We start from the raw sequence: 14181 nt of genomic DNA on the forward strand, positions 1-14181 counted from the left end.
TGGGTCGCCTGGCAAGCCAGTCGTCAGGGCGCATGAACGCCTTCGAACATGCGTCGGCGCGCCCCTTCGAGATGCGCCCGCATCGCGCTTTCGGCCGCCGCGGCGTCCTTGTCGGCAATCGCATCGATGATCGCCTGATGCTCATCCTGGACGATGCGCAGGCGTTCCTCCGAGGCGCGCAGTGACAGGCCGCGCGTCAGGTTCATGCCCTCCTTGATGCTCTGGTTGAGCGAGCGCAGCACGGTGGCGTAGTAGTGATTGCTGGCCGCTTCGGTGATCGCCAGATGGAACTCGAAGTCTTCATCCGAGGCGCGATCATGGTTGAGATTGGCCTGGTTGATGGCTTCGAAGCGCTGGCGAATGTGCTCCAACTGCTCCGGGGTGCGCCGCAGTGCGGCAAGGCCCGCCGCACTGGCCTCGACATTGGTGCGAAACTCGAAGCAACGCTGGATGTCGGCGATGCTGGAGATGCGCGCGAATTCGAGCACGGCGCTGTCGGGTCGATTGATGACGAAGCTGCCCGAGCCCCTCCGCGAGACGACGAGATTGTCCTCGCGCAGCCGCGCCAGCGCATCACGCAGCACAGGACGCGACACCTCATACAGCTCGCACAGGCGCGCCTCGGTGGGCAGCTTCTTGTTGACGGGATAATCACCGCTGATGATGGCCGCCAGAATCTTCTCGTAGACCACCAGCGCCAGTGAATGCTTGGCTGCGTCACTCATCGTGTCATGTCGCCCTTTCTCATCACTCTTGGTCCACCTTCAGGCATGTCGGATGGTGTGCAATTCTACCGGAAACCCTGCCAGTTGAGGAAAGGCCGCGCGGCAGACGCCCGTTCAGGCATCCTGGGGCTGAGTCGCTTCCTCTGCCTGCGGTGCCTTGCGCCCTGCCTTCACGCCATTGACGATGATCATGCTCCACACCGCCACCGCGGCGATGGCCAGCACCATGGCGATGGGGCGGTCCACGAAGGCGGTCAGGTCGCCATTGGACTTGAGAATCGAACGCATGAAGTTGCTCTCGACGATCGGCCCGAGAATCACCGCCAGAATCATCGGGCCGACCGGAAAGTCGTTCTCGGCCATGAAGAAGCCCATCAGGCCGATGCCAAGCATGATCCAGATATCGAACATGGCATTGTTGGCCGCGAAGGCACCGACGATGCAGAACATCAGGATCAGCGGGAACAGGATGCCGGTGGGAATCGACAGGATGTGACGCGCCCCGCGGATCGCCATGAAGCCCAGCGGCAGCAGCAGCAGGTTGGCCAGCACGAAGACCATGAAGATGGCGTTCACCAGCGGTGCCTGGTCGGTGAAGACGTCCGGCCCCGGGGTGATGCCCTTGGTCATCAGGACGCCGATGATGATCGCCGTCACCGTATCACCCGGGATACCGAACACCAGCGCCGGAATGTAGGCACCGGACAGCGACGCATTGTTCGCGGAACTGGCCGATACCAGGCCTTCGGGATGACCCTTGCCGAACTTCTCCGGCGTTCGGGAGAACTTGCGGCTGACGGCATAGCTGATCCAGGAGGCGATATCGGCACCGGCGCCGGGCAGAGAGCCGATCACGGTTCCCAGTGCCCCGCCGCGCAGCACGCCGCCCTTGTACTTCCACAGGGTCGAGCCGACGCCCTCGAAGGGACGCTTGATGACCGGCGGCACGATCGGCGCCGGATTGCGCGTCTCGGGCATGCGGCGAATCAGCTCGGAGATCGCGAACAGGCCGATCAGCACCGGCAGGATGGAAATACCGGCCAGCAGGTCGTAGTTGCCGAAGGTAAAACGCATCTGGCCGGAGACACTGTCCATGCCCACCATCGCGATGACCAGGCCCGCCAGCATCGAGATGCCGCCCTTGAGCGGATCACGCCCCGAGACGAGGATCGCGCAGGACAGCCCCAGCAGTGCCAGCCAGAAGTACTCATCGCTGGTGAACTGGATGGCGAACTCGGCAATGCGCGGTGCGAAGAAGGCCAGGATCAGCACCCCGATCACGCCGCCGATCATCGAGCAGGTCACGTTGAGACCCAGCGCCAGGCCCACCTTGCCCTGCTTGCCCATGGCATAGGCTTCCTCGGTATAGACCGCCGAGGCTGGCGTACCGGGGATTCGCAACAGCGCCCCGGGAATGTCCCCGGCCACGATCGCCATGGCCGTGGCGGACACGATGGCGGCGATGGCCGGCAGCGGGTCCATGAAGAAGGTGACCGGCACCAGCAGGGCCGTGGCCATGGTGGCGGTCAGGCCCGGGATCGCGCCCATGAACAGCCCGAACAGGGAGGCGGCCAGGATGATCAGCATCACTTCCCAGGTGAACACCATCGTGGCGGCTTGCAGTAAGTCACTCATCAGTAGATCACCTTTTCCAGCAGTCCCAGCTCGAGCGGCACGTGCAGCAACTGGCCGAACACGCCCCAGATCACCCCTGTCGCCGTCACCGCGATGCCGGCAGCGGGCATCCAGCGACGATGATGGAAGGTGTAGAGCAGCAAGGTGAGCAATACGAAGGACACCACGGGGAAGCCGACCACCGGGGTGAGATAGATGTAGGCGATGATGGAGGCACAGATGGCCACCAGCGTCAGAATGAAGGTGATCAGCGGCACGGGGTGCTGCCAGGCAAACCAGACTTCACGATTGCGCAGCCCACGGACGAGCAGGATGGCCCCGAACAGTATCAGCAGTGCGCCGATGACGGTGGGAAAGGTACCGGCCCCATATTCCTGGCGCGGCAGGTTCTTCAGGTCGAGGGAGGCATATATGACGGCAGCCCCGAAGGCTGCCGTCACCACACCCGTTACCTTGTCGTTGGTACGCATGTGCGGTTACTCATGAAGACTCAGGAGGAAACGTTCGAACACGAAGCGATGCGACGTGCTCAGTTGGCCAGCCCCAGCTTGTCGATGGTGGCAGCGTTCTTTTCGTCCTGATCTTTCATGAAGGCACGGAACCCTTCGGCATCTTCCCACACGGTGCCGTAACCGCGGCTGGCCATGAAGTCCTGGAACTGCTCGGACTTCCAGACCTTCTCGGTGGCTTCAGACAGACGCGCGGTGACCTCTTCCGGCAGACCCTCAGGGCCGACCAGACCACGCCAGGAGCCCTGGCTCCACTCGGAGCCGGTCAACTCCTTGGCAGACGGAATGTCCTCGAAGGAATCGACACGCTCATTGGCGAGTACCGCCAGCGCCTTGACGCGACCCGACTGGCGCATGGATTCGATTTCCGGCAGCGAGGAGAACACGATATCCACGCCACCGGCGGCGAGTTCCTGCAGGCCCGGTGCCGCGCCTTCGCTGGGTACCAGCGTCACGTCATTCGGGTTGATGCCCTGTTGATCCAAAAAGCCCGCGAAGGACAGATGGTAGGCCGCTCCCGGCGCAGAACCGGACACAGTGTAGTCACTGGGGTTGGCCTTCAGCGCCGACAATGCATCATCCAGCGTCTTCCATTCGGAATCGGCATTCACCGTGAAGGAGGCGTAGTCCAGATTGAGCAGCGCGATCGGCGTGAAGTCCTCATAGGACAGTTGCGCGGTGCCGATGTGCTGATAGGTGGCGATCTCTGCCGTGCCCAGCCCCAGGGTATAACCGTCGGGACGCGCCATCTTCATGGCCATGTGCCCCACCACCCCGGAACCGCCGGTCTTGTTGACCACATTGACCGGCTGACCGAGCTCTTCCTGCAGGCCCGCCGCCAGCTGACGACCGACCGCATCGGTACCGCCACCTGCAGACCAGGGCACGATCAGCGTGATGGGCTTGTAGGGATAGTCGGCTGCCATCACCGCGGAAGCGGACAGGGTCAGCACGGAGGCACAGAGGACTTGTGACAATTTACGCATGGCGAAGACTCTCTCGTTGTCTTGTTATGGAGGCGTTGCGTGGCTGTGTCGATTGTGGCGTTGCAGCGTGGGGCAGCCGCTTTGGGGGTTGGCGATGACTGCCCCGAATACGCAGATCAGTGTCAGCGGGATGCACGAATTTTACAAGTTATGACAACTTGAACTTTAGACCAATCCAAAAATGGACAGCAGGGAGGGAGCGGGGGTTGCAGGTCGTGACGGGCTGGCCGGATCAACCCCTAGGATAGCCGACCCCGGCCCCTGCGACCCTTATCCAATGGCCGCAACGTCTTGCGGCTCGTTGGCCGATCAGCATCGCCTGAATTGCCACAAGCCATTGATTTATCAGCTTCATCAGAGATTTTACGACAAATCTGTCTCTTGCCTGATAAGCACAGTCCCCTCCCCCTTCAGCCCCAGTCAATACCGCGCGAGCCAGGCCTCAGGACAGCCTTCTCATGTCAGTCGAGAGGCGGGACTGCACTAAAGCACTATTCGCTAGTTGTCATTATTTGTTTGTCGATCCTGTTTGTCTGGGCTAAGGTGACTCGTGCCGAGAGGGAGCCGATGCTCGCCGCAGGCCCCTCCACCTTTCATTCGCCATGCCGCCTCCAAGAGCGTACGGCTTTCCACCGTCAGGAATCCCACATGTTCACCGATCTCAAGCAGAAGAAAGTTCTCATCACCGGCTCTACCAAGGGCATTGGCCTGGCAGCCGCTGTCGCCTTCGCCCGTGAGGGTGCCGTGGTCGGCATCAACAGCCGTCAGCAGGACGATGCCGCGCGCGATGCCATTCAGCAGATGGAAGCGACCGGCGCGCGCTTTGAATATTTCGCACGTGACCTGTCCATCAGCGAAGGCTGCGCCGCACTGGTGGAAGACTTCACCAAGGCCTTCGGCGGCATGGACGTGTTGGTCAACAACGCCGGTGGCCTGGGTGTGCGAGCAGGACTCGAGAGTCTGGACGATGCCGCCTTCGACCTGGTGATGGACCTGAACCTGCGCTCCGCGATCATGACCACCAAGTACGCCATGCCGCACCTGAAGGCCTCCGCCAAGGACTCCGGCACCACCGCCAGCGTCATCAGCACCGGCTCCATCGCGGGTCGCGAAGGCGGCGGTCTGGGCGCCTCTCTTTACGGCGGCACCAAGGCCATGCTGCACAACCTGCATCGCAACTGGGTGAAGGAATTCACCAAGGACAACGTGCGCTTCAACATCGTGTCGCCGGGCACCATCGATACCGTCTTCCATGCCGACAAGAGCGAAGAGCTGCGCACCAAGATCGCCGGCAGCATCGCCATGGGCCGTTTCGGCACCTCCGAAGAATGCGCGCCGACCTTCCTGTTCCTCGCCTCGCACGCCACCAGTGGCTACATCACCGGTCAGGTGATCGACATCAACGGCGGCCAGATGTGCCCGTAAGGCAGGTCGCCTGTCACCTTCAGCGCGGTGGAATGACGTGAAGTGACGCGCAATCCCCAAGGCGGTGACGCCTCGACCGGCCTGGCCTGTCGAGGCGCCTGCCCCCCTGGCCCTCCGCGCGTCCTACGCACAGCACCTACCACGCACCCCAGGCCCCACGCTCCGTACGTCCCACGCACAGCACGCCCAACGAAAAGAGAGACGCCTCATGTCACCTTCCGATCAGACGACACTGCGCGGCCATCAGCTCATCGGCCAGCAGAGCCTGCTGGCTGACGGCAAGCCGGTTCATGCCATCAATCCTGCCAATGGCGAACGACTGGACCCCGCCTATCCGGCCGGTGGTGCCCGCGAGGTGGAGCTGGCCTGCCAGCTGGCGCATGACGCCTTCGACAGCTTCCGGGAGACGGATGCCGAGACCCGCGCCGGCTTCCTCGAGACCATCGCCGAGGAAATCGAGGCCATCGGCGAGCAGATCACCGAACGCGCCCTTCAGGAAACCGGCCTGCCACGCGCACGTCTGGAAGGCGAACGCGGCCGCACCTGCGGTCAGCTGCGTCTGTTCGCCGGCGTCGTACGCGCCGGGGAATGGTTGGATGTGCGCATCGACCCGGCCATGCCGGAGCGCAGCCCGATGCCACGTGCCGACCTGCGCCAGCGGCGCATCGGTCTCGGCCCTGTGGCGGTGTTCGGGGCCAGCAACTTCCCGCTGGCCTTCTCGGTGGCCGGTGGCGATACCGCCTCGGCCCTCGCGGCGGGCTGCCCGGTCATCGTCAAGGCGCATTCCGCTCACCCGGGCACATCCGAGCTGGTCGGCGGCGCCATCCAGCGTGCCGTGAAGCGCTGCAACCTGCCGGAAGGCGTCTTCTCGCTGCTCTACGGCAGCGGCAACACCCTGGGCCAGGCACTGGTCAATGACCCGCGCATCCAGGCCGTGGGCTTCACCGGCTCGCGCAGTGGCGGCACGGCGCTGCTCAAGACGGCTCAAGCCCGCCCGCAACCGATTCCGGTCTACGCCGAGATGAGCAGCATCAACCCGGTACTGCTGATGCCGGCCGCGCTTGAGGCCCGCGCCGAAGCGCTGGGACAGGCCTTCATCGCCTCGCTCAACATGGGTGCCGGCCAGTTCTGCACCAATCCGGGGCTGGTGCTGGCACTCGAAGGTGAAGCGCTGGAGCGCTTCCTCAACACCGCCGCCGACAATGTCGCGGCCAGTGCCTGCCAGACGATGCTGACGCCGGGCATTCACGACGCCTACCGCGGTGGCGTGGAGAAGCTTTCCGCCCTGCCTCAGGTACAGGAAGTGGCGCGCGGTGCGCTGGATGGCGACAACGCAAGCCCGTGTCAGACCGCGCTGTTCCGCACCACCGGCAGCGACTTCCTGAGTGAAGCCGCATTGCAGGAAGAAGTCTTCGGTGCCAGCTCACTGGTCATCGCCTGTCGCGATCTGGACGAGATGCGTGCGGTCTGCGAGCACCTGGAAGGCCAGCTGACCGCCACCCTGCATCTGGACGATGCCGATATCGCTGCCGCGCGCAGCCTGATGCCGGTACTGGAGCGTCGCGCGGGTCGCATCCTCGCCAATGGCTGGCCGACCGGTGTCGAGGTCTGTCAGGCGATGGTCCACGGCGGCCCCTGGCCTGCCACCTCCGACAGCCGCACCACCTCGGTGGGCAGCGCGGCGATCGAACGCTTCCTGCGCCCGGTGTGCTACCAGGACCTGCCCGAAGCGCTGCTGAGCCCGACCCTGCGTGACGGCGCCGACCTGCCACGCCTGGTGGACGGCAAGCGCCAGCACTGAGTCGCGCCATCACTGGGTCTGTCGGCAACGGGTACGCGACAATCAGTACGCAACAAGTGACGCGCGCGACCAGCAAGACGGCGCAGCACTATCGGTGCAGCACTACCATGACGGCGCGGCTTCGCCAGCCGCGCCGTCATGCCTGACAAATACAAGGAATGTCTCCAAGACAAAGGACACGCCATGATGTCTGAGCAAGCCAGCGCGTCTGCGACGCCCACCTCTTCCCCTTCTTCCTCGCCACTGGAAATCCTCGCCTTTGGCGAAGCCATGGCCATGCTGGTCGCCGAGAGCGAGGGAGATCTTGCGCACGTCTCACATTACGAGCGCCGTATCGCCGGGGCCGACACCAACGTCGCCATCGGCCTCGCCCGCCTGGGCTTTCATGTCGGCTGGCTGAGCCGCGTGGGTGACGACAGTCTCGGGTGCTTTCTGAGCCAGACCCTGCAAGACAATGGCCTGGACTGCCGCCATCTGACCCGGGACAGCGAGGCGCCCACCGGCCTGATGTTCAAGGCGCGCGCCAGTCAGGGCGAAGACCCCCACGTGGAGTACTTCCGCCAGGGCAGCGCCGCCAGCCGCATGAATGCACGCGATGCCGATGGCATCGATTTCAGCGCCCTGCGCCACCTGCATGCCACCGGCATTCCGCCGGCCATCTCCCCCAGCTGCCGCGAGCTGTCCTTCCACCTCTTCGAGCAGGCCCGCGCCTCAGGCGCCAGCATCTCCTTTGACCCCAATCTGCGCCCCACCCTGTGGTCGAGCGAGCGTGAGATGCGCGACACCCTCAATCAGCTGGCAAGCCGCGCTGACTGGGTGCTGCCGGGACTGGCGGAAGGCGAACGTCTGACCGGCCACAAGACCCCCGAGGCCATCGCGGGCCACTACCTCGAACAAGGCGCCAAGGCCGTCATCATCAAGCTCGGCCCCGAGGGCAGCTATTACCGTGGGCTGATCGGCGGCCAGGAAGCCGCCTTCAGTGTTCCCGGCCAGCGCGTCGACCAGGTCGTCGATACCGTCGGTGCCGGCGATGCCTTTGCGGTGGGCGCCATCAGCGCCTTGCTCGATGGACTGTCACCTGAAGCTGCCATGCTGCGCGCCAACCTGCTGGGCAGTCGCGCGGTGCAGGTGCGCGGTGACATGGAAGGTCTGCCGGATCGCCAGACACTCACGGCGATCGAGAACGGAGAGGCCGCCAGTCTCGTGTCCTGAGCCGCGATCCGCGCCTGTCGATCCGTTCGTGTCGAACGCTCATGAACTCAAGGAGACCTCCATGCACGCACAGCACTACTCGCCCCAAGGTGCCAGCCAGATGGCCAGCGATGCGGCCACCCCCCTGCCCCGCCGCAAGGTCGTGGTGCTCAAGGCACTCGACGATGACCAGATGAGCACCCTGCGCGAGCATCATGATGTCGTGGTGTTGCCGGATGGCCTGTCCGCACAGGCACGGGAAGACGCGCTGCGCGATGCCCTGCATGACGCCCACGGTCTGATCAGCTCAGGCCATGTGATCACGTCAGCGCTGCTGGACGCCGCCCCCAGCCTGCGCGTGATCTGCTCGGTCTCGGTGGGCTATGACAACTACCCGCTGGAGGCGATGAACGCGCGCGGCATCCTGTTGTGCAATACCCCGGATGTGCTGACCGAGACCACGGCGGACACCGGCTTCCTGTTGATCATGGCCACGGCGCGGCGCGCGGTGGAGCTGGCCTGCAAGGTTCGCGATGGCCAATGGACAGAGAGCCTCACACCGTCCCACTTCGGCACGGATGTGCACGGCAAGACACTGGGCATGATCGGCATGGGACGCATCGGCGCGGCGATCGCGCGGCGCGGCGCGCTCGGCTTCAACATGTGCATCCAGTACTCGAACGCCTCCCCCAAGCCTGAGCTGGAAAGCGAACTCGGCGCGACCCGTGTCGAACTGGACTCACTGCTCAAGACCAGCGACTTCGTGTGCGTCACCGTCCCGCTCAGCGAGCAGACCGAACGCCTGATCGGCAAGCGCGAACTGGAGTTGATGCCCGCCAGCGCCTTTCTGATCAACATCGCCCGCGGGCGCGTCATCGATGAAGGCGCCTTGATCGAGTGTCTCGAGCGCGACGGCATTCGTGGGGCGGGGCTGGATGTCTTCGAGCAGGAACCGCTGCCGGCAAGCTCGCCGCTGACGCGCCTGCCGCAGGTCGTGGCGCTGCCGCATATCGGCTCGGCGACCCATGAGACCCGGCGCGCCATGGCGCAGCGTGCGCTGGACAACCTGCTGCTGGCGCTGGCAGGCGAATCCCCCTTGAGCGCGGTCAATGAAGCCCACTGGACGCGCCGCTAGCACGGGCCCGCCTGCCAGACCAAAGTGCTGAAGGGATAGCCGAGGGATTGCTCTATGCTGACGACAAGGAATTGGAACAATCCAAAACGCCAGCGCCCCAGCCCAGGCTTGGGATGACAACAAGAAAATACCCAGGAACGACGCCATGAAAGCGCCCATCACGCCACCCCCTGCTCGGGAAGATGCCGACCCGTCATCGCAGGCCTCTTCATCACAGAGCCATTCGACTCAGGGCCATTCAACCCAGGGCGCCTCGAGCAGCATCACGCTCCAGGATATCGCGGCCCACGCCAAGGTCTCGCGCAGCACGGTCTCGCTGGTGCTGCGCGAAAGCCCGCTGGTGGCGAAGCGCACCCGCGAGAAGGTCCAGGCCTCCATCAAGGCGCTGGGCTATGTCTACAACCGTGGCGCCGCCGCCATGCGTGGCAGCCGCACCGCCACCCTGGGCGTGGTGGTCTATGACATCGCCAACCCCTTCTTCGGCTCTATGGTCGCGGGTATCGATGCCGCCCTGCATCAGGAAGGCTATGTGTCATTTCTCGCCAACAGCGAGGATTCCCCCGAGCGTCAGCAGCGCTTCATCGAGCGCATGCGTGAACATCGCGTCGATGGTCTGCTGCTGTGCCCCGCCGAACACACAGACCCCAACCTGATCCATCAACTGGCCGACTGGGGCATGCCCTGCATCCAGGTGATGCGCTATCTGGACGCGCCGCCCTTCGATTACGCCGGCACCGATTTCCGGCGCGTGGCCGAGATGGCCGTCAATCATCTCGTCGGCCTGGGCCATCAGCGCATCGCCTTCATCGGCGGCGCGGATCACTCGGTCAGCCATGACCGCTGGCTGGGCTATCAGGCTGCGCTGGACCGCCACGGCCTGGCCTATCGCCGCCTGGTACGCGGCAATGGCGTGACCCGACGCGTCGGTCATGAACTGATCAAGAGTCTGATGCAGGAAAGCCCGCGCCCGACGGCGGTGGTCTGCCACAACGACCTGGTAGCCTTCGGCGCCATGCTGGGGCTGCGCCAGATGGGGCTCGAGCCCGGCCGCGACTGCGCCGTGATCGGCACCGATGACGTCGAGGAAGCCGAACTGGGCGACCCGCCCCTGACCAGTATCGCCACGCATCCCTACGCCATCGGGGAGCAGGCGGCGCGCCTGGCCTTGCGCCGGATCGCCAATCCCGGCGGCGAGCGAGAGAGCGTCATCATGCCGCCGGAACTCAAGATTCGCCGCTCCTGCGGGAGTCCCGACGACGCCAGCGTCGCGACGCCACCGCAGGACTGACACCAAGCTTCAGCTGAACGGCGAGTCATGCCTGGAGAGCATCGACAAGCCGCACAGCCCCCGAGCATGGACCGGCAGTCTGGAGACTGTCGGTCTGGCAAGCGCAAGACGGCAAGACTGCAAGACTGCAAGACTGCAAGACCAGAAGATGCAAGGCACAACAACAAACAACGCCAAGGAAAACGCCATCATGCTGAATTGGATCAATCCAACCAATACCTCTCTTTCTACTTCTACCTCTATTCCCACCTCTCCCTCCCAGCGCTCATCACGCCTGGGATCCCGGCTGGGCAAAGGGCTAGGCAAGAGCCTGGCCATTGCGGCCACCACCGGCACCCTGCTGGGTGCCACGCTCGGTGTCTCGGCCAGCGCCCAGGCGATGGAGCTGCGCTTCGGCCACGCCGGCACCGAAGATACCGCCTATCAACTCGGCGCCGAGCGCCTGCGAGACCTGCTCGCCGAGAAGACCGATGGCGACATCACCATGACCATCATGGGCAACTCGGTGCTGGGCCATGAGACCGAGATGTTCGAGCAACAGATGGCCGGCGCGCTGGACATGTCCATTGTCAGCCCCGGGCTGATCACCGACTTCTCGCCCACCGCCAACGTCTTCACGATTCCTTTCCTGTATCGCGATGTCGATCACTGGCAGAAGGTACTGGATGGCGATGTCGGCCAGGAGATTGCCCAGAAGATCAGTGACGAGACCGATGTGAAGGTGCTGGCCTACTTCGGGGGCGGCAAGCGACATATCGTCAGCTCGCGCGAGGTCACCTCACTCGATGACCTCAAGGGCCTCAAGCTGCGTACCAACCCGACCAAGCCGCTGATCGTCGCCTGGCAGGCACTCGGGGTCGAACCGAGCGTGGTGGCCTGGAAGGAGATCTACACCGCCATCCAGCTGGGCGCGATCCACGGCCTGCTCAACGAGCCGGAATGGACCCTGCGCATGCGCTTCCACGAAGTCGCGCCCAACATCGCGCTGTCCGAGCACGACATCACCGTGCGCCTGCTGACCATGTCCAAGATGTCCTGGGACAACCTGGATGAGCAGCAGCAGAAGACCCTGATGGAGTCGGCCCATGACGCGGCGGCCTATGCCCGCAAGGTGCAGCTGGAGCAGGATGCGGACGCCCTCGCCGAGCTCGAGAAGCAGGGTGCCAAGCTGCATGAGATCGACCGTGAGCGCATGCAGGAAATCGTGGCCGAGCCACTCAAGGAAGTGATCGCCGAGATGGGCCTCAAGGAAATCTACGACAAGGTGCGTGCGGTCAAGTAAGCCACGCCTGGGGGGCAGCCCTGCAGCGTCTGGCTGCCCCGCCTTCAGGTTGGCTTGAATGATCTCGCCGCCTTGCGTCGAGCTCCTCCCCCCTCGCACTCTTCTTGAGGACAGTGCCATGCATCCTGTGCTCTCAGGGCTTTCGCGCCTGAACCGGACGCTCGAACGTCTGCTCTATCTCGTCTTGCTGGCGCTGCTGGCAAGCTTCATCGTCTTCATCATCTATCAGATCGCCAGTCGCAATCTGGCCTTCCTGCCGCGTCTGTTCTGGACCGAGGAATTCAGCCGCTTCGCCTTCCAGTGGATGGTGATGCTGGGCACCGCGGTCGGGGTGCTGCACGCCGATCACTTCGTGCTGGAAGCCTTTGCGCGTGGCAGCCGTGCCGATCTCGTCACGCGCTGGATCCGTGATCTCGCCTGCCTGTTGCTGGGGGTGCTGTTCATCGTGCACGGCAAGGACTTCGCCCTTTCCGGTCTGCGCCGCAGTGCCATGGCCTCGGGACTGTCGATGATCTACGTCTACTCGGTATTCACCGTCAGCGGCATCTTCATCGTGCTGTTCAGCCTGCAACGGCTGCTGCATGCCTGGCTGCACGGCATGCAGGCCATGGAGAAGGCGCTCAATACGCCCAATGAGGCGGAAGAACTGGCAATACCCGAGGAGACGGCAGCGGTTCTGTCTCCCGCCATCGCCAGCCATGCGCATGGCGCGACTGATCGGAGGCCCCTGTCATGATGCCAATGGACTGGCTCTACCTGATGCCCTGGCTGCTGTTCGGCGTGCTGGGCGTGTTGATCGTGATCGGCATCCCCATCGCCATGGCGCTGGTGCTGACGGCGACGACGCTGATTCTGCTCGACCCGCGCCTGACCTACTGGATCATGTTCCAGCGCATGTACAACGGCATGGATTCCTTCGTGCTGCTGGCCGTGCCGCTGTTCCTGCTGGCCGGCAACCTGATGAATGCCGCCAGGATCACCGACCGGCTGATCACGCTGTGCATGCGCCTGGTCGGCCACTTCCGTGGCGCGCTGGCTCACGTCAATGTGCTGGTCAGCATGCTGTTTGCCGGGGTGTCCGGCTCCTCCACCGCCGACAGTGCCGGCGTGGGCACGGTGCTGATTCCGGCCATGAAACGCGAAGGCTATCCGGTCAGCTTCGCCGTCGCGGTCACCGCGGCCTCCTCCGTGATGGGCACCATCATCCCGCCGTCGATCAACATGATCGTATGGGGCGCGCTGACCAATACCTCGATCGCCGGCCTGTTTCTGGGCGGTATCCTGCCCGGCGTGATGATCGGCGTGGCCCAGCTGCTGCTCAATACCCGCTATGTCCGCCGCTATGATGTGCCGGTGCGCAAGCGCGCCACCCTCAAGGAGCTGGCCAGCTCCGGCAAGGATGGCCTGCTGGCCGCCGGAATTCCGATCGTCATCATCGGTGGGATCACCCTGGGCATCGTGACGCCCACCGAAGCCGCGGTGATCGCGGTGGTCTATGCGCTGGCGCTGGGCTTCGTGGTCTATCGCGAGCTGGATCTCACCAAGTTGCTCAATGCTTCCACCGACACCGTCAGACTGTGCTCGCTGTCGCTGTTCAGCCTGGTGGGCGCGGCCATCTTCGGCTATCTGATCAGCTTCTATCAGATTCCACCCAAGCTGATGGCGGGCGTCAGCATCACCGACCCGACGGTGCTGTTGATCGTGATGACCATCGTGCTGCTGGTGATCGGCACCTTCATGGATGCCCTGCCCGCGATGGCGATCATGGCGCCCATCTTCTATCCGTTGGCGATGTCGGCAGGCGTGCACCCCGTGCAGTTCGGTGTCATTGGCGTGATGGCGCTGGGGCTGGGCCTGATCACGCCGCCCTACGGCCTGTGTCTGATGATTTCCGCCAAGATAGGCGGCATTCCTCTGCTCAAGGCCATGGCGACTACCATGCTGTATCTGGGCGTGATGCTGGCCGTGATCCTGCTGATGATCCTGTTCCCGGAATTCGTGCTGACCATTCCGCGCCTCATCGCCCCTGACTTCGTCTGAACCGGCGCATTATCCGGACATTCCGAAAACTGTTTGAGGAATGTCCGGAACTGCCCATTTCTCGTCCTCGCACACCTCCCTGCCTGCCTCTTGCGGCTCATTTTTGCCCGCCTCTCCCCGGCGGGTCGGGCCGAACCAGCGGCACCAACCCGCGCCAAAAGCGC

12 protein-coding genes are annotated in these 14181 nt (G+C 64.0%); 8 read left to right on the forward strand and 4 right to left on the reverse strand.

The window, feature by feature from the left end:
• Positions 1-23 precede the first annotated feature (23 nt).
• The 4 genes from QD356_RS06970 to QD356_RS06985 form a co-directional block, all read right to left on the reverse strand.
• Positions 24-725, reverse strand: a complete 702-nt coding sequence (locus QD356_RS06970) for an FCD domain-containing protein (protein WP_107334526.1) — start codon at positions 723-725, stop codon at positions 24-26.
• 114 nt (positions 726-839) lie between these two features.
• Positions 840-2360 (reverse strand): tripartite tricarboxylate transporter permease, encoded by a 1521-nt coding sequence (locus QD356_RS06975; protein WP_043334188.1) that lies wholly within the window; start codon positions 2358-2360, stop codon positions 840-842.
• The gene (locus QD356_RS06980; RefSeq protein ID WP_107334525.1) at positions 2360-2830 is read right to left on the reverse strand and encodes a tripartite tricarboxylate transporter TctB family protein; all 471 of its coding nucleotides are present in this window, start codon (positions 2828-2830) and stop codon (positions 2360-2362) included. Before QD356_RS06980 ends, QD356_RS06975 begins: the two co-directional genes overlap by 1 nt.
• A 59-nt stretch (positions 2831-2889) precedes the next feature.
• Entirely contained in the window at positions 2890-3855 is a 966-nt protein-coding gene (locus tag QD356_RS06985) for a tripartite tricarboxylate transporter substrate binding protein (RefSeq protein ID WP_192839296.1), read from the reverse strand.
• Between the two features lie 648 nt (positions 3856-4503).
• Between QD356_RS06985 and QD356_RS06990 the strand changes: the two genes are divergently transcribed.
• The 8 genes from QD356_RS06990 to QD356_RS07025 all read left to right on the forward strand — a co-directional run bounded on the left by QD356_RS06990 (position 4504) and on the right by QD356_RS07025 (position 14017).
• On the forward strand, positions 4504-5280 hold the full coding sequence (locus QD356_RS06990) for an SDR family oxidoreductase (protein ID WP_192839297.1): 777 nt from the start codon (positions 4504-4506) through the stop codon (positions 5278-5280).
• 208 nt (positions 5281-5488) lie between these two features.
• A complete protein-coding gene (locus QD356_RS06995) occupies positions 5489-7081 on the forward strand; it encodes an aldehyde dehydrogenase (NADP(+)) (protein WP_192839298.1) in 1593 nt (530 codons plus the stop codon).
• Between the two features lie 183 nt (positions 7082-7264).
• On the forward strand, positions 7265-8293 hold the full coding sequence (locus tag QD356_RS07000; protein ID WP_225996648.1) for a sugar kinase: 1029 nt from the start codon (positions 7265-7267) through the stop codon (positions 8291-8293).
• A 61-nt stretch (positions 8294-8354) separates the two neighbouring features.
• On the forward strand, positions 8355-9407 hold the full coding sequence (locus QD356_RS07005; protein WP_225996649.1) for a D-glycerate dehydrogenase: 1053 nt from the start codon (positions 8355-8357) through the stop codon (positions 9405-9407).
• A gap of 145 nt (positions 9408-9552) precedes the next feature.
• Positions 9553-10695 carry a LacI family DNA-binding transcriptional regulator gene (locus tag QD356_RS07010; protein ID WP_192839300.1) on the forward strand — a complete coding sequence of 381 codons (1143 nt, stop codon included), beginning with the start codon at positions 9553-9555 and terminating at the stop codon, positions 10693-10695.
• Positions 10696-10885: 190 nt separating this feature from the next.
• Complete coding sequence (locus tag QD356_RS07015) at positions 10886-11977, forward strand: TRAP transporter substrate-binding protein (protein ID WP_192839302.1); 1092 nt, start codon at positions 10886-10888, stop codon at positions 11975-11977.
• 118 nt (positions 11978-12095) lie between these two features.
• Positions 12096-12713, forward strand: a complete 618-nt coding sequence (locus QD356_RS07020) for a TRAP transporter small permease (RefSeq protein WP_192839303.1) — start codon at positions 12096-12098, stop codon at positions 12711-12713.
• On the forward strand, positions 12710-14017 hold the full coding sequence (locus QD356_RS07025; protein ID WP_054557135.1) for a TRAP transporter large permease: 1308 nt from the start codon (positions 12710-12712) through the stop codon (positions 14015-14017). The genes QD356_RS07020 and QD356_RS07025 overlap by 4 nt, the downstream gene beginning before the upstream one ends.
• The last annotated feature ends 164 nt before the right edge of the window (positions 14018-14181 follow it).

The organism is Cobetia sp. 2AS (assembly GCF_029846355.1).
GTDB lineage: Bacteria > Pseudomonadota > Gammaproteobacteria > Pseudomonadales > Halomonadaceae > Cobetia > Cobetia amphilecti.